The sequence below is a fragment of the Mycobacterium gordonae genome, from assembly GCF_002101675.1.
Lineage (GTDB): Bacteria > Actinomycetota > Actinomycetes > Mycobacteriales > Mycobacteriaceae > Mycobacterium > Mycobacterium gordonae.
This window is the reverse complement of record NZ_LQOY01000155.1, coordinates 42,929-60,668: the sequence shown is the minus strand read 5'-3', so window position 1 is coordinate 60,668 and position 17,740 is coordinate 42,929. Positions and strand designations below refer to the sequence as shown.

17 protein-coding genes are annotated in these 17,740 nt (G+C 66.3%); 5 read left to right on the top strand and 12 right to left on the bottom strand.

The window, feature by feature from the left end; genetic code table 11:
- Position 1: 1 nt before the first annotated feature.
- Together AWC08_RS22130 and AWC08_RS22125 are read left to right on the top strand one after the other, a co-directional pair.
- Positions 2–1,537: an alpha/beta fold hydrolase gene (locus AWC08_RS22130; protein WP_232008071.1), complete on the top strand. Its 1,536-nt coding sequence runs from the start codon at positions 2–4 to the stop codon at positions 1,535–1,537.
- On the top strand, positions 1,534–3,765 hold the full coding sequence (locus AWC08_RS22125) for an FUSC family protein (RefSeq protein ID WP_082986034.1): 2,232 nt from the start codon (positions 1,534–1,536) through the stop codon (positions 3,763–3,765). The genes AWC08_RS22130 and AWC08_RS22125 overlap by 4 nt, the downstream gene beginning before the upstream one ends.
- Before the next feature lie 2 nt (positions 3,766–3,767).
- Here the strand turns inward: AWC08_RS22125 and AWC08_RS22120 are convergent, their stop codons facing one another.
- The gene (locus AWC08_RS22120; protein WP_069433777.1) at positions 3,768–4,079 is read right to left on the bottom strand and encodes a hypothetical protein; all 312 of its coding nucleotides are present in this window, start codon (positions 4,077–4,079) and stop codon (positions 3,768–3,770) included.
- Positions 4,080–4,206: 127 nt separating this feature from the next.
- Between AWC08_RS22120 and AWC08_RS22115 the strand changes: the two genes are divergently transcribed.
- Positions 4,207–5,469, top strand: a complete 1,263-nt coding sequence (locus tag AWC08_RS22115) for a cytochrome P450 (protein ID WP_065131759.1) — start codon at positions 4,207–4,209, stop codon at positions 5,467–5,469.
- Positions 5,470–5,673: 204 nt separating this feature from the next.
- On the top strand, positions 5,674–6,480 hold the full coding sequence (locus AWC08_RS22110) for a GAF and ANTAR domain-containing protein (protein ID WP_065131760.1): 807 nt from the start codon (positions 5,674–5,676) through the stop codon (positions 6,478–6,480).
- On the opposite strand, the gene AWC08_RS22105 is transcribed toward AWC08_RS22110, so the two are convergent.
- The 11 genes from AWC08_RS22105 to AWC08_RS22055 form a co-directional block, all read right to left on the bottom strand.
- Complete coding sequence (locus AWC08_RS22105; protein ID WP_065131807.1) at positions 6,444–7,397, bottom strand: AraC family transcriptional regulator; 954 nt, start codon at positions 7,395–7,397, stop codon at positions 6,444–6,446. The genes AWC08_RS22110 and AWC08_RS22105 overlap by 37 nt on opposite strands.
- 33 nt (positions 7,398–7,430) lie before the next feature.
- On the bottom strand, positions 7,431–9,005 hold the full coding sequence (gene fadD1 / locus AWC08_RS22100; RefSeq protein ID WP_065131761.1) for a fatty-acid--CoA ligase FadD1: 1,575 nt from the start codon (positions 9,003–9,005) through the stop codon (positions 7,431–7,433).
- A 2-nt stretch (positions 9,006–9,007) separates the two neighbouring features.
- Positions 9,008–9,421 (bottom strand): Zn-ribbon domain-containing OB-fold protein, encoded by a 414-nt coding sequence (locus AWC08_RS22095; RefSeq protein ID WP_065131762.1) that lies wholly within the window; start codon positions 9,419–9,421, stop codon positions 9,008–9,010.
- A gap of 1 nt (position 9,422) precedes the next feature.
- Positions 9,423–10,625: a thiolase family protein gene (locus AWC08_RS22090; protein ID WP_069433776.1), complete on the bottom strand. Its 1,203-nt coding sequence runs from the start codon at positions 10,623–10,625 to the stop codon at positions 9,423–9,425.
- Positions 10,622–11,047, bottom strand: a complete 426-nt coding sequence (locus tag AWC08_RS22085; protein WP_065131764.1) for a MaoC/PaaZ C-terminal domain-containing protein — start codon at positions 11,045–11,047, stop codon at positions 10,622–10,624. The genes AWC08_RS22090 and AWC08_RS22085 overlap by 4 nt, the downstream gene beginning before the upstream one ends.
- Positions 11,044–11,541: a MaoC family dehydratase gene (locus AWC08_RS22080; RefSeq protein ID WP_065131765.1), complete on the bottom strand. Its 498-nt coding sequence runs from the start codon at positions 11,539–11,541 to the stop codon at positions 11,044–11,046. The genes AWC08_RS22085 and AWC08_RS22080 overlap by 4 nt, the downstream gene beginning before the upstream one ends.
- Complete coding sequence (locus AWC08_RS22075; RefSeq protein WP_065131766.1) at positions 11,525–12,628, bottom strand: acyl-CoA dehydrogenase family protein; 1,104 nt, start codon at positions 12,626–12,628, stop codon at positions 11,525–11,527. Before AWC08_RS22075 ends, AWC08_RS22080 begins: the two co-directional genes overlap by 17 nt.
- Positions 12,629–12,632: 4 nt before the next feature.
- Entirely contained in the window at positions 12,633–13,811 is a 1,179-nt protein-coding gene (locus AWC08_RS22070) for an acyl-CoA dehydrogenase family protein (protein WP_065131808.1), read from the bottom strand.
- Between the two features lie 84 nt (positions 13,812–13,895).
- The gene (locus tag AWC08_RS22065; protein ID WP_065131767.1) at positions 13,896–14,888 is read right to left on the bottom strand and encodes a 1-aminocyclopropane-1-carboxylate deaminase/D-cysteine desulfhydrase; all 993 of its coding nucleotides are present in this window, start codon (positions 14,886–14,888) and stop codon (positions 13,896–13,898) included.
- Positions 14,885–16,243 (bottom strand): cytochrome P450, encoded by a 1,359-nt coding sequence (locus AWC08_RS22060; RefSeq protein WP_065131809.1) that lies wholly within the window; start codon positions 16,241–16,243, stop codon positions 14,885–14,887. The genes AWC08_RS22065 and AWC08_RS22060 overlap by 4 nt, the downstream gene beginning before the upstream one ends.
- Positions 16,244–16,331: 88 nt before the next feature.
- Positions 16,332–16,832: a DUF5994 family protein gene (locus tag AWC08_RS22055; RefSeq protein ID WP_065131768.1), complete on the bottom strand. Its 501-nt coding sequence runs from the start codon at positions 16,830–16,832 to the stop codon at positions 16,332–16,334.
- 383 nt (positions 16,833–17,215) lie between these two features.
- Here AWC08_RS22055 and AWC08_RS22050 point away from each other — a divergent pair, with 383 nt between their 5' ends.
- Positions 17,216–17,419 carry a cold-shock protein gene (locus AWC08_RS22050; RefSeq protein WP_055578804.1) on the top strand — a complete coding sequence of 68 codons (204 nt, stop codon included), beginning with the start codon at positions 17,216–17,218 and terminating at the stop codon, positions 17,417–17,419.
- Positions 17,420–17,740 lie beyond the last annotated feature (321 nt).

The following is a 17,740-nucleotide window of genomic DNA, read 5'->3' as shown; positions in this document are numbered from 1 at the left end:
TTTGAGCGGGCGTCGAAAGCTGGCCTGGCTGTTGTCCGTGGTCCTGATCGCCGGCCTCGTCGGATGTTCTGACGGATCGAGCAGCCGGATCTCTTATGCGGGCGCGTCCTGCCCGCAACCCAACTTCCCGGGAGTGCCGCAGGCCGATCTGGGGTCGAACTACACCTGCGGCTACCTCACTGTGCCGGAGAACCGTGACGACCCGAAAAGCCGGACGATCCGGATCCTCGTCGCGCGGGTGAAGGCCGCAAGCAACACACCCAAGCCCGACCCCATCGTGTTTCTGGCCGGTGGGCCGGGCGGCGCCGGGACACTCAACGCACCGGCGGTGGTGGCCGCCGGGATGAACGCCGACCGCGACGTCATCTTCGTCAACCAGCGCGGCACGGTGCACAGCGACCCGCACCTGGGTTGCCCGGAAATGGACGACTTCACAACCCGCGCAGTGCAACTGGAATTTCAGGCACCCGCCACCGCCGATCTCGACGCCGCCGCCGTCGCCGCTTGCCGCAACCGGCTTTCGACGTCCGGCGCCGATTTCGCGGCCTACGACACCAGAGAGAACGCCGCCGACATCGCCGATCTGCGTGAGCAGCTTGGCATCGACCAGTGGAACGTGTACGGCGTCTCCTACGGCACCGATCTGGCCCAGCAGCTCCTGCGCGACCACCCCAAGGGCATCCGGTCAGTGGTCCTGGACTCGGTGGTGGCACCGCACGTCAACATCGTCGACCACTGGTGGGAAGCCCCCGCGAGTGGCCTGGCCGCGATCTTCGTGGCATGTGCCAATCAACCGGCGTGCGCGAGTGCCTACCCGAACCTGCCGGCGGTGTTCCTCGACACCGTGACGAGGCTGAGCCAGAACCCGATCGAAGTCACCACGCCGATGCCCACCGGTGAGCCGACAAGCGTGCGAATCGACGGGTTCAAGGTGATCCCCCTGGTGCTGGACTGGAGTGCCGAGCCCGCCAAGGTCGTCGACATTCCACGAATGATCGTCGACCTCTCCCGCGGTGACGGGGCCCTGGCGGCCGCGGGAATAGCCGCCGGAGCCCCGTCCAAGTCCGAGCGCGGCCTGCTGGGCGCCGGGTTGGCGCTGGGCGCTTACTGCCAGGAGATGGCTGCCTGGACCAACCCGGACCAGGCCCTGTCCCAGGCGCGACGGGCGATGCCCGGCCTGCCTGACTCGGTGCTGCGCATCACGCCGACGGGCAGCTGGATCTTCCGCGAGTGCCAGGCGTGGGGTCTGGGCCGGTCGGACACGGCCGACACCGTCCCGGTGCTGAGCAAAGTTCCGACGCTGATCCTGTCCGGTTCGTTCGACTCCAGCACCGCGCCGCAATGGGTGAAAGAGGTGACGCCCGGCCTCACCAACTCGGTCGCACTACGCTTCCCGGGCGTCGGCCACGGGGTGATTCCCACCTCGGCTTGTGCGCAGCAGATCATGACGGCGTTCGTCGACAACCCGAGCACCGATGTCGACCAGTCGTGCATCGGGCATACCGCCATCCCGACCTTCAGCCTGCCGCAGGGATGAAGACTGCCATCCTCAACGCATCCATCACCGAGCGCTATCGACGCGCACGCGCCTGGACCCTCGGCTCGGACCCGGGGCTGTTGCGGCTGCGGCTGGCCATCCGCACGACAATTGCATTGGCCTGCTCCCTGCTGGTGATGTACGCGCTGACCAGCATGGCCCATCAACCGTTGACCGTCGCGCTGCTAGGCGCCGTAATCACGATGATCGCCGCGCGCTCGGTCAACGAGCCCGATCCGCGCCAGCAACGGATCACGATGGCGCTGTTGCCGGTACCGGCGGCGCTGTCCATCGCCGTGGCCGCGCTGCTCTCGCCGTACCAGGTGATCAGCGACATCGTATTCGTGGTCGTCGTTTTCGTCGCGGTTTACATCCGCCGATTCGGAGCCCGCGGGCGGGCACTGGGCATGGTCGCGTTCATGGCGTACTTCTTCAACCTCTTCCTGCGCGCCGGTGTGCACGAGCTACCGTGGATGATCCTTGCCGTCCTGGTGGGTACGCTGTGTACCTTTGTCATGACCACCTACCTGTTGCCCGATCGTCCAGAACGCGTGCTGCAGGCCACGATTCGGTCACTGCGGGCGCGGATGGCGATCGTCGTCGACACCACCGCCGACGTCGTGCGGACCGGCCGTCTCGACGAGCGGCGCCGGCGACGACTGCGCGTGCGGATCGCCCGGCTCAACGAGACCGCGCTGATGGTGCAGGACCAGATCGAGGACAAGGCCAACCCGGCCGCATTATGGCTCGGGCAAGGTGGCGATCAGTTGGCGCCGTGGCTTTACGACGCCGAACTCGCAGTCGAGTGGGTGGCGATCGCCGGTATCCGCGCAGCATCGGAAGAAACGCAGATAGAGCCGGAGACGCGGGCAGAGCTGGCGTCCGCGCTCAACCAACTCGCTTGGGGCATCGGGGTTCCCGATCCGGCGGGGCTGGGCCGTGCGGCGAATCAGGGGCAGGACATCCTCGATCGTCAGCCCGCGTGCTCGGGCGAGCCGCAGCAGGCCGCGGTGCGTCGCCTCGCCCTGACGATAATCGCCGCCGCAACAGCCACTTCGGAGGTGCGAGAACAGATCGAGCACGCTCTCGATCAGGCCGAAGCCGACGGCGCGACGCCGCAGGAACCGGACGAGGTCTCCCCCGATGCCGTCGACGACTCCCCGCATGGGCTGCTTCCGACGACCCGCCAGGCCATCCAAGCCTCGGTCGCGGCGTCGCTGGCGATCGTCACCGGCGACCTGGTGTCACCGGCGCGCTGGTACTGGGCGGTGATCGCCGCTTTTCTGGTATTCGCCGGAACAAACACCTGGGGGGATACCCTCACCAAGGGCTGGCAGCGCCTGCTGGGCACCGTGCTGGGCGTGCCGGCCGGAATCCTGGTCGCCACGCTGGTCGCCGGTGACCGCACCGCTTCGCTGGTGATGATCTTCGTCTGCCTGTTCTGTGCCTTCTATTTCATGCAGCTGACCCAGAGCCTGATGGCCTTCTGGATCACCACGACGCTCGCACTGCTCTACGGGCTGCTCGGCCAGTTCAGCTTCGACGTGCTGCTGGTGCGGATCGAGGAGACCGCGATCGGGGCGGTGATCGGCGTCGCCGTCGCAATCCTGGTGCTGCCCACCAACATCGGCACCGTCCTGCGCAGCGACACCAGTGATTTCCTCGCCCAGTTGTCAGCCCTCATCGGGACATCCATCGCGACCATGTTCGACCACGAACTGCCTGAGAGCCCGATCGAGCAGGCGCGGCAACTCGATCGCAAGCTGCAGCAAGTCGGCGCCACGGCCAAGCCGCTGGTGGCGGGCGTCGCCGGACTGGCGGGCCGGCGCAGCATCCAGCGCAGGCTGAGGTTGTTCAGAGCCTGCGATCGATACGCCCGGATTCTGGCGCGGCGCAGCGGGCAGTACCGCAACCCGGGCTGCCCGCAAGAAGTGGCTACCGCAGTGACGCTTGCCGCCAATCAAATTCGGCACAACATCGATTCGTTGGTCGCAGCCCTGGACGGCTCGGACGCCGACACCGTCGTCTCCGCAGCCGATGCACTGGACGCCGCCGAGGCGCTGGGACGCCAACACGAGGGCCCCTTCAACCCGGCGGCGTCCGGGGTCGCTACGCAACACCCCTCAGTGCTGCATCCGTTGCGTCAGATCGACCGTGCCATCGTTGCCGCGGCAACCCACTTCGATACCGAGGCTGGCCTCAAAATGCCTGCCCCACCACAGAAGTGATGTCAGGGGACCGGCCACACCTTCCACAGGATGTCGGTGAGCTCCAAGGTCACCGCGGTCAGTCTGGCCTGAATCTCCGGCCGTTGCTCCGGAGGCAGGTTGTCCACCTCGCCCTGCACAATCGTCGCCTGCCGCTGCAGCTGCGCCAGCTGCTGGTTTCGCTGCGCCGGGCTCATACTGTCCCAGCCGGCGTGCAATTCGGATGTCTGGCGCTGCAGCTCCTGCACGTCGCCCAGCGCATCCGCGTGGGCGGGACTCGCCGTCACCAAGGTGCCGGCCGCCAGTCCCGCGATAATCATCGCCGCGATCTTCATGCGCTCAGCGTGCCGCGGCCCGCTTGGCTGATGTTCGCGGATTTCTTGTGAGATTCTTGCGCTCACTCACCGGGGCGTCGATAGCATCGCAGTAGCCCGCCCCGAGGAGCCCGCTAGGAGCCACGCGATGGCCGCCCCTGATCTGCCGCCGGGATTCGACTTCACCGACCCTGACATCTACGCGCACCGGGTACCGGAACACGAGCTGGCGGAGCTGCGCGCCACGGCGCCGATCTGGTGGAACGAGCAACCGATCGATCAGGGCGGCTTCGGCGACGGCGGCTACTGGGTGGTGAGCAAGCACCGCGACGTCCGTGAGGTTTCGCTGCGCAGCGACATCTTCTCCTCCGCCGAGAAGTCCGTGGTGCCGCGTTATCCGCAAGAATCGGCGCAGGCGCAGATCGAGCTGGGCCGGGCGTCGATGATCATGATGGATGATCCCGAGCACAGTCGCCTGCGCAAGATCGTCGCGCGCGGCTTCACCCCGCGTGCGGTCGAACGGTTGCGCGCCGACCTTGCCGAGCGGGCCCGCCAGATCGCCACGCGGGCCGCGGCGCAGCGCTCGGGTGACTTCGTCAGACAGGTGGCCTGCGAGCTGCCGCTGCAGGCGATCGCCGGCTTGCTCGGGGTGCCGGCCGAGGACCGTGACAAGCTGTTCGACTGGTCCAATCAGATGATCGGCGCCGACGACCCGGAATTCGCCGACCACGATTCACTGACCTCGGCAGCCGAAATGATGTGGTACGCAATGCAACTGGCTGAAAGCAGGGTCACCGAGCCCGGCGACGACATCGTCTCGACGCTGATCCGGGCCGACGCCGACGGCCACCGGCTCACCGAAGCCGAATTCGGGATGTTCGTGGTGACGCTCGCTATCGCCGGCAACGAGACGACCCGCAATTCGATCACGCAGGGCATGATGGCCTTCACCGACTTCCCGGATCAGTGGGAACTGTTCAAGGCCCACCGGCCGCCGACCACGGCCGACGAGGTCATCCGCTGGGCCACGCCCATCACCGCATTTCAGCGGACGGCTCTGGCGGACACCGAGATTCGCGGCGTACCCATCAGAAAAGGTCAGCGGTTGGTGATGTTCTACCGGTCGGCCAACTTCGACGAAGAGGTCTTCGACGACCCGTACGCCTTCAACATCCTGCGTAGCCCGAACCCGCACGTCGGTTTCGGTGGCAGCGGAGCCCACTATTGCATTGGCGCCAACCTGGCCCGCATGACAATCGACCTGATGTTCAATGCGATCGCGGACACCATGCCCGATCTGGCGTCAGCCGGGGCACCCGAGCGGTTGCGGTCACCGTTCATCACCGGCATCAAACACTGGCCGGTCGACTACGGAGACGGGTGCAGCGGACGGCCAGAATACGAAATGTGAGCCGTCAGCAGAAATCCTCTCTGCGAAAATCATGCACTGGCGACCGGTGCTTGCGGTTACTTAAATGTTCGGTGCGACAAGAGTTTTGGAGTGATCCAGTGCTGAGGACGGCGGGATTTCGGCGAGCAGCGGAGGTTGTCGGCCCAACCGGCCGCCTGGGATAGTCGAATACAGATGTAGCCACCGAATGCTGGAGGGGAAATCGTGAGGGGCCACGACGTCGGCTCGCGGTTATTGGCAGAACCTGAACACACTCTCTCGGCGGAACGCCAGAGCATCTATGCGGTGCTCAGGAAGGTCGACGAGCTGCAACGGAGCCGCGATCCGGACTTCGGTACGGTGCTGCGCGACATCATCGCAATGACGGTGGCGGCGATTCCCGGGGCTCAGTATCTGGGCGTCACCGTCTTCGGCGACGGCGGGATGGTCCGCACACTGGCCGCCAATCATCGCTACCCGTCCCTGTCCGACGCAGTGCATCGCGACGTCGGTGAAGGTCCGTGCCTGTCGGCCGCCCGGGAGCGGCGCATCGTCTGCATCGACGACCTGGCCACTGACCGGCGCTGGCCGCGATACCGCGATGCAGCATTGGAACGCACCCGGGTCCGCTCGATCATCTCGTTTCCGCTCTGCGGTGACGACTCGGCGCCGGCCGCGTTCAGCTGCTACGCCGAACTGCCCTGGGCTTTCACCGAAGAATCCTTGGAGCTGGGGCTGATTTATGCCGCCCACACCAGCCTGGCGTGGAACGTGCTGCATGGTCAGCAGCACTTTCACGCGGCACTGGTCAGTCGGGACGTCATCGGTCAGGCCAAGGGCATCTTGATGGAGCGCTTCCAGATCAGCGCGGCGGCCGCCTTCTCCATGCTGCGTCAGTTGTCTCAGGAGTCCAACACCAAACTCGTGCACATCGCTGAGAAGGTGATTCAACTCGAGCGCGCCGGCCAAGCGTCCCGCGAAGCACCGTCGGGGTGTCAGTGCCGCAACGTGTCATGCGGTGAGCGTCCATAGATCTCGCGGTAGTACGCGGCAAACCGTCCGATGTGGGCGAACCCCCACCGATTGGCGACCTGCGTCACGGTGGTGGACGCACGTGTTCCGCTGAGCAAGTCGTGATGAGCGCGATGCAGCCGGGCCCGGCGCAGATAGTCCATGGGCGTGCAGTCCAGGTGCTGGCGAAACATGTACTGCAGGGTGCGCGGGGTCACGTAGACGTGCTCGGCGATGTCGCTGAGCATGATGTCTTTGTGCGCGTTCTCTTCGATGAACGCGATGGCCCGCCGTAGCAGGACCGGCTTGGCGGCGTCGCGGCGGTCGGTGGCAGCGGGGTCGAGCTCGGCGTTGCTGGGAAGTGCCGCGAGCACGGCAGCCGCCAGGTGGGCGGCGACGCTGCTGGTGACCAACGGTGACGCGCAGGCGGCCGGATCGGACAGGACGTGGTCACGCAGGTAGTCGATGAAGGCACTCAGGCGCCGCCCGGCCGCCGCGCTGATCGGCCGGTGGCCCGTCAGTTGCACCGGCTCGCTCTTGGTGCCGGGAGCACTGCTTGCGACGCGATCCAACAACGCCGGAGGCAGACCGGTGAGGTCGTAGCTGGCCTGACAGACCTGTCCGGAATAGGGCAGCTCGGGCGGGGACAACAGGGTGAGGTCACCGGGCGCGAACACGTCCTGCGGTTCGCCGATGAAGTTCTCCTCGATCCGCCCCGTGTGCACCCGGCAGAGCAAGATCTTCCCCAGCGGATCGGCGTTGTAGCTCATGTTGTAGCTGAACGACAGCTCGTCAAAGGTGACCGGGCCCGACCACCGACGCCGGATGCGGGCGCGCCGATGTTCGCCGTTGGCCCCGATGCGCATCCGGGTGTAGTTACGCACCAGAAAGTCTTCCGTCTCGCCCAGGTCGCAGCTGTCAAAGTCAAGAGAGTTCATCGCATCCGTCACCTCTGTCACACCCATCTTGCACTAGTCCGCGAGGTAATCCCGCCCCCTGCCCTCACGCTTCCACAGCACGCCGTCTCCGGAACTGGGACCTTGGGCGATGAGTTCGCGTTTGAGGATCTTGTTGGTCGCGGTCTGTGGGAGTGTGGCGGTGAGCCGCACATACCGGGGCCAGGCCTTCGGTGACAGATCGGGTTGCGCGGCCAGGAATTCGCCGAATTGCCGGGGTGTCAACGTTGCGCCGTTGTTCAGCACGATCGCCGCCATCACCTGGTCGCCGACTCTGTCGTCGGGTACCGCATACACCGCGACGTGATTGATCTCCGGCAACCGCTGCAGTACCCGCTCGATGGGACCGGCCGCCAAATTCTCCCCATCCACCCGCATCCAGTCTGCGGTGCGACCGGCCAGGTAGATCCAGCCGTCGGCATCGCGGTAGGCCAGGTCGCCCGACCAGTACATGCCGTGGCGCATCCGTTCAGCGGTGGCATCGGCGTCGTTGTAGTAGCCGGTGAATCCTCCGGCGCCATAGGTGTTCACCAGTTCCCCGACGGCCTCGTCGAAGTTGACCAGCGCGCCATGCTCGTCGAAAACGGCTGGTGCGCATTCGGTTACGGTCTCAGAACGGTAGATGCTGACCCCGGGATACCCTTTGCCGATCGATCCAGGCGGTGTGCCCTCCTCGCGCATCACGACCACCGCGAACTCGCTGGATCCGAAGCTGTCCACCACCCGGCAACCGAAACGTCGCGCGAACCGCTCGAGATCGTGTTCGGTGGCTTCGTTGCCGAAAGCCGCACGCAGCGGGTTGTCCGCGTCGTCGGGCTGCTCGGGAGTGGCCAGCACCAGCGCCAGCGGCTTGCCGACGTAGTTCATATAAGTGACCCCGTAGCGGCGGATGTCCGCCAGGAATCGGGACGGCGAGAACTTGGCCGGCACCATGGTGGCACCGCAGGCGATCGCCACCGCCCAACCGGCCGCGACCCCGTTGGAATGGAACAGCGGCATCGCGAGATAACAGACGTCGTCGGAGGACAATCCAAACCGCTCGACCAGGCTGGCCCCGCACATGACGCCCATCGCGTGAGCGAACCGGACTGCCTTCGGATCACCGCTGGTACCGGAGGTGAAGATGATCACCACCGGATCGACGCCGCTGATCTCCACGGGCACCAATGGTTTCGCGACCGCCACCGAGTCTTGAAAGGTGGCACCGTCGACATCAAGGATCCTCACCCCGGGCATTGCGAGACCGTCGAGCAGGCCGCGGTGCTCCGAATCGACAAGCAGGACTTGACAGTCGGCTCTGCGGACGTCGGACACCAAACCCTGCCCGCGCCGGGTGGTATTGACACCGCACAAGACGTACCCGCCCAGCGCCGCCGCTGCCATGGAACGCAGCATCGCCGGCGAGTTGCCCAGCAGCGCACCGACATGCAGCGGACGGTCGCCAGCCATCAACCCAAGCAGAAACGAGGCCTCCGCGGATGCCTCAGCGAGATGCTCGCGCCACGTCCACGTCCGGTCGCCGTGCGCCACCGCGACACCGTCGTCTGCCATGCGGGACCGCAGCAGCTGCTGGATGGTTTCGAAAGGCATTATCAACCACTATCTTTGGTGTAGTACAACAGCGTCGCCGAGTGGCCGGGCACGTCGTGGAACACCGGGGACACCCGCATCCCGACGCGGATCTCGTCCGGATCGACATCAACCAGCTCGGTGCTGACCCGCGGCCCGACATCCCATTGCACGACCGCGAGCAGCTGCGGCGCGTGTTCCGCCCAGGGCGGCCCGGTCGGACGACGGGCAATGGTGTAGGTGTACAGCGTTCCCGCGCCGTCGATGTCACGCCATTCCAAATCGTCGGCCAGGGTTCCGGGCGCCAGCGTGCGCGGATAAAAGACGTATCGTCCGGACGACGGCGAGTACTGGATGCGAATGCGGTGTTCTCGCAGCGCATCCCAAAACGGTTGCGACACCGGTGTCGGCTCGGGCAGCGGGAGTGGCTCGGTCATCTCAGTCGCCACCCAACACCAGCGCCACTTGTTCACTCATGATGCCGCCGTTGCCGGTCACGAACGCCGTGTCGCAGTCTTGCACCTGCGCCGCCCCGGCTCGACCCATGATCTGACGAGCCCCGTCGACGACGTGATGCATGCCGCCGGCCATACCGGCCTGTCCGTAGGAGAGCTGACCGCCGGCGGTGTTCAGCGGGAAGTCACCGCGGAAGGTCAGGTCGTGCTGGGTCAGCCACGCCATACCTTGGCCCTTGCCACAGAATCCGGCGTCTTCCAGCGTCATCAGCACCGTGATGGTGTAGCAGTCGTAGATCGAGGCGACATCGACGTCATCGCGGCCCAGACCCGCCATGACAAAGGCCTTTTCGGCCGCACGGGCTATCGGCGTACACAGCAGGTCGTCGGCGTAGGTGGGCGTTTTGAAACGGATGTGCTCTCCGAAGCCCTTGATCCACACGGGCCGGTGGCGGGCTCGACGGGCGATATCAGCGTTAGCGATGAGGACCCCGGCGCCGCCCTGGACGCGCATCACCGTCTCGAGCAGGTGGATCGGGTCGGCGATCACCGGGCTGTTCAGCACATCCTCGACGGTGAGGGGCTTGCCGTGGAACACTGCTCCCGGATGGGCACAGGCGTTGGTCCGCTGATCCACCGCTACTTTGGCCAAAGCTCTGGGATTGTAACCGTGTTCGGCCGCATAGCGCTGGGCGATCTGCGCATAGGGAGCGTTCTGGCCGACGTTGCCGTATGGGATTTCGAACTCGGCTTGCGGTGACCCGTAGTTGTTGCTGGATGCCCCGTACCAGCCCAGCGTTCGGCTTGGCCGACGCTGGGAGCGGGGAATCTCCTGCGATCCCGGCACCACCGCCAGCACCGCGTCGCAGATCCCCAGTTCCACCGCCGCGGCCGCTCGCCACACCATCCCGGCGGCGGTCGCACCGCCCAGGTCCACCCGGTCACCGAAGTCCAGCGGAATGCCGAGATACTCCGACAGCGTGGCCGGCGCGAACATGTCCGACTCCGCGATGCCGTGGCACGACAAGCCGTTAACCACAGAGGCTTTCACTCCGGCGTCTTCGATCACCAGCTTGGCCAGCCGCGCATACTGGTCAATGGTGAACGACGGTGGCGCGCTCTGCCGTCGTTCGGCGGGCAGCTCGGCGATCCCGATGATGGCGGCCGTGCCCCGCAGCCCGGTCACGGCGCGCTCCGGTGCGGCAGAGCGACGGTCGCGCTGCCCGGCATCAATACGTCGTCACCGCGCCGGCAGAAGATGTCGAGGTCTACCAACGCATCCCGTTTGCCGGTGACCACGCCACCGAAACGCAGTTCCTCACCTGGATAGGCGATCGCGCGGTTCTGCACCGAGAATGACACCAGGCGGCCGGCACCACCGATCCAGTCGGTCAGCGCACGCGACAGCAGCGCCGCCTGCAAAGGCCCCTGCACGAGCACGGTGTTGTAGCCTTCGACGTCTCGCGCCCAGTCCTTGTCGTAGTGGATGCGGTGGCCGTTGTACGTTGCGGCGCTGAAGAAGAACATCTGCGTCTCGGTAACGATGACGGTCAGAACCGGTATGGCATAGCCGGGTTCGACGTCCTCGACATAGACCTGCCCGGTCATGCGGGCCTGGCAATCATCGACATGGTGGCCTCGGCGAGGAGTTGCCGGTGCTGGTTGCGGTATTCGCCGCGCCACGTCACCAGCACGAATCTTCCCGACCGGCCCTCTTTTTCCACGATGGACTCGATGGTGCGCACCATCTCGATCTCGTCGCGATGGTATGCCGGGCCGTGAAAGGCGGTCGTTTCGCCGCCGGCCATCCGTCGCGGGGCCCGCGGAAACGGCAGGCTACCGGTCACCGCACCGGACGATCCGTCGCGCCGCAGGTCGGCCAATGCGCTGACGCCGAGGATGGCGTACTGCAGAAACAGTGGCGGACAGATGATGTCGCGGTACCCGTGGGCCCGCGCGTACTCGGTGTCGAACCACAACGGGTTGTGGTCGCCGACGGCGGCCGCCCAGCGTTGCCAGTCCCGCTTGTTCACCTCACCGGCGGCCGTCGCGACCACGGTGCCGACCCGCGCGGCGGAATCAGGATCAATCAGACTGTCCATTTCCCTTCCACTCCATCTCATCCTCAAGCCATTTCGCGGCCACGTCGGCGCCGCCACCCCACGTCGACAGCACCCGGGCGCGTTCGGAGAACAGGTGCAGGTCGGTGTCGACGACGTAGCCCATTCCGCCGTGCAGCTGATGGGCGTCGAGGGTGATCTGTTTGACCGCCGCGGCGTGCATCCGGGCGATCGCGGTTTCCCGGGTGCCGACGTGCCCCTGCCCGACCCGGTGCACCGCCCATTGCGCGGCCAGTCGGGCCGCTGACAGGGCGATGCGCATATTGGCCACGAGGTGTTGCGCCGCCTGGAACGAGGCGATCGGCCGGCCGAATTGCTCACGCATCATGATGTGGTCGACGGTGCGCTGCACGACCGCCTCGCCCACCCCCACCAGATCCAGGCTCAGCAACGCGGTCGCGGCGTTGGCCACGCGGCGCAGCGCTTCGGGACCGACGCTGGTAGCCAGCACGGGCGCGTCGTCGTCGAGGAGCACGTCGTCGAAGGTCACCGCGCAGGCACGATGCTCACCCGCCATCGGCAGCGGTGCGACGGTGATCCCGGTCCGCGCGGGTTCGACGACGAAAACACAGCAGCCCGAATCGCTTTCCGCGGCGAGGACGATGAGGTCTGCCGCCGCAGCGTCGGCGACGAAGTCGGCCACGCCGGACAGCCGCCACCGACCGGCCCCGTCCCCAGCACAGCGCACCGACGAACCCGGCATCGACGCGTCGCGCGGGTTCCACAACGCCGTGGCGGCGCGCGCGGCGCCGGACGTCAGTGCGGGCAGCCAGGCGGCGCGCGCGTCCGGCCCTCCGATCCAGTCGACTGCCAACCCGGCGTGCAGGGTGCTGTGCACGGCGCTGGGGCACAAAGCCCGTCCGGCCTCGATGCAGAAGATGCCGAGATCGGTCAAAGTACCGCCCGAGCCGCCGAACTCCTCGGTGATTCCCAGCCCGAGCACGCCCGCTTCGGCCAGCGCATGCCACAGTGCCGGCTCGACATGCGTGGCGTCGCAGCGGTGCGCGGCCAACAGGCTGCGGCACATGGCGGCCAGATCGCGCTCATCCTGATCGGGAGTCAGTCGCACGCAATCACCGACCGTAGGACGGCATGCCGTAACCGCGCTGGGCGATCACATCCCGCAACACTTCGTTGGCGCCGCCGCCGAAACGCATCAGCGGCGACACCCGGTAGAGGCGCTCGAAGAACCCGCCCAGCGGCGCCACAGCGCTGCGGTGTGCCAGCAACCCGTCCGGCCCGAGCAGATCGAGCGCCAAATCCGCTATGCGCTGCCGCAATTCGCTGGTGAAGATCTTCTCCACGCTCACTTCGACCGAGGGTATGCGTCCGCTGTCGAGCAGGGACGCGGCTTCGTAGCCCATCAACGTGGCGGCTTCGACGTCGGCCTCGGCTTGAGCCAGTCGGCGGCGCAAGGCGCGGTTCTGCGCCGGCACCGATCCGTCCCGCAGCGGCGTGGCGGCCAACGCCACCAATTCGTCCAGGGCACGGCGCAGATCACCGGCATTGGTCAGCGCGCCGCGCTCCAGATCGAGCGCCCCGGTGATGTAGGTCCAGCCCTTGTTCACCTCGCCGATCAGGTTCCCGACCGGCACCCGGACCTCCTGAAAGAACGTCTCATTGGTGCGGTAGCCCGACCAGGCGTAGAGGGGCCGAATCTCGATGCCGGGACTGTCGATGGGCACCATGATCACCGAGATGCCGCGGTGCCGCGGCGCATCGGGATCGGTGCGCACACATAACCATTCGTGAGTGCAGCGCTGGGCTCCGCTGTTCCAGATCTTGGAACCGGTGATCACCCACTGCTCGCCATCGCGAATGGCGCGGGTGCGCAGACTGGCCAGGTCGGTGCCGGCGTCGGGCTCGGAATATCCGACCGCGCAGACTATTTCCCCGCGCGCGATGGGCGCGAGGAATTCCTTCTTGTTCTGTTCGGTGCCGTGCCGCATGATCATCGGCGCCACCGAGGTGACCGTCAGGTCGGGCCCGGGCACGCCCCAGTACTCGAATTCGCTCATCAGCAGGTGCTGGTGCATCGCGGTCACTCCGAGCCCGCCGTACTCGCGTGGCCAGTTCAGTCCGAACCACCCGCGTTCGCCGATCTTGCGGCGAAATGCGGTAAGCTCGCCGCCCTGGAACTCGAGGTCATGCTCGGCGAGCTCAGCGCGCAGCGCGGGGGTGACGTTGTCGCGGAGGAACTGCCGCACCTCGGCCAGCCACGCCCGCTGCTCGTCATCGAGCTCGAACTCCACAATCGCGACATTAGCCTGCGTGCGCTGGCTTCCCTCCACTCCGTCGGCGGACACGAGTCGGGGTGGCGGCTACGACGGCGCCCGCTAGGGGCGTGGCCCGTTTGTGTGGAGATACAGCGCGGGCCCGTCGGGTAGCCGGCCGCTGGACTGCAGCTGCAGCAGCGCGGCCACTGCTTTGGCGGTGTAGACGGGCTCGAGGTCGAGTTGTTCCGCGTCGTGCGCGAGCCGGTGTGCCCGCGTGCCTTCGACCGTCGGGTAGCCGTAGCCCCGGCCGAGCCAATCACGCAGCAGCACAAGGCGCTGCGCCGGCAGCGGGGTGTCCGGCATCCGCGCCCCACGACGTTGCAGCAGGCGTGCCGCACGATGGGCGAGCGAGGTGATCGACCGGTGATCCAGGCGCAGCGTGTCATTGACGACGACACCGATCACCCTTGTGGTGGTGAGACCGGCAACGGCAAGCCCGAGGTGCAGCCCGGCGACAGTCCCGCCCGAACCGACCGCGGCCACGACCGCCGCCGGCGGCGGCAGAGTGCCGGCCGCCACCTGCGCGGCGATCTCCAGCGCCGCCTCCACATATCCGAGGACACCCACCGGTGACGAACCACCGGCGGGCAGCACATAGGGGCGGCGGTGGCGCACATAGAGGTACGGCAGGGCAGCGACCGTACGAAACTTGGTATGCGTCAGATAGATATCGGCGCCACAGGCACGCAAGCGATTCAGCTGGGCCTCGACATGCTCGTCGACCGGCTGGTCGATGAGCGCGAGTGCGGTGCGCAGACCGAAATCGCGGGCGTACAGTGCGGTCGCCAGGCCCCAATTGGTGCCCAGGCCGCCGAAGGTCAGAATCGTGCGTCGCCGTAGCCTTTTCGCTTCTGGCAGCAGCCATTCCAGCTTGCGGACCTTGTTGCCGCCCCAGCCACCGTTGCCATACCTGCCGTCGTCCTTGATCCACAGCGACGGGCCGATGGCGGTCAGGTGAGACAGTGGGCGCACGGGTGTCGGCCCGTCACCGAGTTGGACGCGGCGCAGCGTGTCGCGCAACTCGGGGAAGCGTTCGTGAAGGTAGCTCGTCACCTGTGGATTGCGGTGGCCGACGGGGCTGTTGAACCGATCGGCTTGACTGCGCGAATGCTGACTCGAGCACCGCGGTGAGGAATGATGACGACGTGCTTGAGCTTCTGGCGTTCGCCGGCGGCGGTCGTGGTGTCCAGGTCGAGCCGACGCAGAATTTCGCGCAGTACGACCCGCAACTCCACCATGGCGAAGGTGGCGCCGAGGCAGCGCCGGTTGCCACCACCGAAGGGCAGCCAGGTGCTGGGGCTCAGCACGGCCCCGAGCATCCGATCCGGGTCGAACCGGTCCGGATCCGGATATACCGCCGCACTCGCGTGCACCAGTCCCATGCCGGGCACCACCATGGCGCCGGCCGGCAACCGGTAACCGCCGAGGTCGACCGGCTCGGTCAGCACCCGACCGACGTCGAACACCACCGGACGGATTCGCAGCGTCTCCTTGGCCACCGCGTCGAGGTACTCATCGCCGGCCGGATCACCCGCCGCGCTGGCTTCGGCCGCCCGCACCGCCTTCGCGAGGGCTTTGGGGTGACGGGTCAGGCGCTCGAGCGCCCAGGACAACGCGGTCGCGGTGGTGTCGTGCCCCGCCGCCAGCAGCGTCATCAACTGGTCGCGCAATTCCTCATCCGTCATCGCGGTGTCGGCCCGCACCAGCATGGCCAATGTGTCGGCCCGTTGCGCGAGGTCCGGGTCGGCGCGGCGATCCGCGATCTCGGCGTAGAGCAGACGGTCTGCCTCAGCGATGTGCCGCCGCAGCTTTCGCCACGGCCGGCGTCGCAGCAGCTTCGGATTGGAGATGGCGACGCTCTCCCAGGGCCCGAGGTTCAGCAGCTGCGGCATGATCTCGCGCAGCGCGGCGAGTCGGTGCGCATCGGAGGCACCGATCACCGTTCGCAGAATGACTTCCAGGGTGATCTCGGACATCCTGGGCGCCACGGCAAATGATTCGCCCACCGGCCAGCCGGCGATGTTGTCCGCCGCGATCTCGGCCATCAGCTCGGCCTGCCGGGCCACCGCGTCGCGGTGGAAAGGTGGCAGCATCAGCCGGCGCCGCTCGCGGTGCGCATCGTCGTCGATGACGAGCAGTGAGCTGTCGCCCAGCAGCCCACGCAGAATCTTGTTGGCTTCGCCGGCGTGAAAGACCCGCGGATCGCCGGCGAACACCGTCTTGATATCGGCCGGGTCGCTCAGATACACCATGGTGCCCAGCAACGCCACGCGCAGCGTGAACACGCTACCGTAGCGGCGATGGCAGGCGGCCACCGCCGCGGGACCACGGCCCATCATCAACGCGGCCAGCACCCAGCTGGGTAACCGGGGCCCCGGCGGCAGCGTTGGTGGGTTGTTCGACCGCATCGTTCGATCGTCGACGTCCGGGGCCATCGGGTCAACTGTCGGAGCTTCCGCATCGAGGGGTGCGGCGCCGCCCTACGGCGACACCGGATCAATCGGCCAGGGAAGGATCTTTCCGCAGCCGCCCGTCGAACGACTCGCTCTCCGCACGTGCCGCGCGCACGATGTGATCGCCGGACCGGAACGTCTGGGTGGCCAGTTCGGACGGAGTAAACGGAAGATCCGCGGCCTGACGCAAGAGCATGAGGGCCAGAGTGCTGGAGGTCCTACATGGCACAACGAGGATGTTCGCGCAAGCATCGCTACCGCTGACCGCCATCAGCCGTTGGCGCGCGGACGGCCCACCCGGCACAGTGGGCTTGGCGCCGCATAGCGCATCCAAATCCGGCGAAGCTTGCAGCGACGTCCAATTGACATTGATCGCGACGACCTGTCCCAGTCGCGGCGACAACACCTCGATCAGCTCAGGAAGCTCACCCGCAATCGAGGCCGAGTGGGGCCACCACGCCCCGTCCACCGGCGCACCCAACTGAACTGCCAGGGTGAGCCGGACCGGACTCGCCAGCCGCCGCCCGTGCCGCCCACGGTTCATTCCGAAAACACTTGCTGCGCAACTGAATATTCCATGACGATCCTTCATCCGGCTGAGCCGGCTCACTCAGGTGGGGATCGACGAACGAAGCCAATCACACATGATCATTGGGCTATAGGGGTACGGGTAGATCGGCGTCGGCTGATCAGGCGTTCACCGTTGATGCTACACGGCGGCGCAGCGGGCGTGGCTCTACCTTGCCCGTGCGGCGAGATCGCTTCCAATACAATCGATTTCAGCGTCATCTACTGTCCGGAAGTCACGCGATGCCTGAGTCGTCGAACGAAATCCTATGCGTGAAGGTCAATGTCACGCAGTCGGCCGTGCTAGTGTGGTGCGGGATGTCTTTCGACATCCGTTCAGAATGAGAGAGTAGATAGAGTATGGCACAGGGGACTGTGAAATGGTTCAACAGCGATAAAGGCTTCGGATTCATCGCTCCCGACGGCGACACCGGAGATGTGTTCGTTCACTACTCCGAGATCAACGGGAATGGCTACCGTTCGCTCGAGGAGAACCAGCGCGTCCAATTCGACATCGGCCAGGGCGCCAAGGGGCCCCAGGCTACCGGAGTAACGGTCATTTAACCCGACACTCCTTCGCACATGGGCTGGCAGGCGATGTCCTGCCGGCCCATGTTTTCTTTCGGGGGCCGGCAGGGCCGACCATACGTCGTCATCTGACCGTATGGCGGCTCGCGATCGGTGCCGAAATACCGATCGCAAGTGACCGCTCCAGGCCCGACTTTCGTTGACATGCCCCGCCCGCCGCCATACATGTGGGTGCTGCTGGCTGGACCGCTGAGCCTTCCCCACGAATTCGACCGACCGCCCTGAACGCTCCAAGAACCCGTCAAGGAATCCTCAAGCCGCACCGAAGATTCTTTCGCTATCAGCACTACAAGCGAA

Coding starts and splice junctions, on each gene's coding strand:
- AWC08_RS22125 (WP_082986034.1), top strand. CDS start 1,534: ATGAAGACTGCCATCCTCAACGCATCCATCACCGAGCGCTATCGACGC.
- AWC08_RS22120 (WP_069433777.1), bottom strand. CDS start 4,079: ATGAAGATCGCGGCGATGATTATCGCGGGACTGGCGGCCGGCACCTTG.
- AWC08_RS22115 (WP_065131759.1), top strand. CDS start 4,207: ATGGCCGCCCCTGATCTGCCGCCGGGATTCGACTTCACCGACCCTGAC.
- AWC08_RS22105 (WP_065131807.1), bottom strand. CDS start 7,397: ATGAACTCTCTTGACTTTGACAGCTGCGACCTGGGCGAGACGGAAGAC.
- fadD1 (WP_065131761.1), bottom strand. CDS start 9,005: ATGCCTTTCGAAACCATCCAGCAGCTGCTGCGGTCCCGCATGGCAGAC.
- AWC08_RS22095 (WP_065131762.1), bottom strand. CDS start 9,421: ATGACCGAGCCACTCCCGCTGCCCGAGCCGACACCGGTGTCGCAACCG.
- AWC08_RS22085 (WP_065131764.1), bottom strand. CDS start 11,047: ATGACCGGGCAGGTCTATGTCGAGGACGTCGAACCCGGCTATGCCATA.
- AWC08_RS22080 (WP_065131765.1), bottom strand. CDS start 11,541: ATGGACAGTCTGATTGATCCTGATTCCGCCGCGCGGGTCGGCACCGTG.
- AWC08_RS22060 (WP_065131809.1), bottom strand. CDS start 16,243: ATGCGGTCGAACAACCCACCAACGCTGCCGCCGGGGCCCCGGTTACCC.
- AWC08_RS22055 (WP_065131768.1), bottom strand. CDS start 16,832: ATGAACCGTGGGCGGCACGGGCGGCGGCTGGCGAGTCCGGTCCGGCTC.
- AWC08_RS22050 (WP_055578804.1), top strand. CDS start 17,216: ATGGCACAGGGGACTGTGAAATGGTTCAACAGCGATAAAGGCTTCGGA.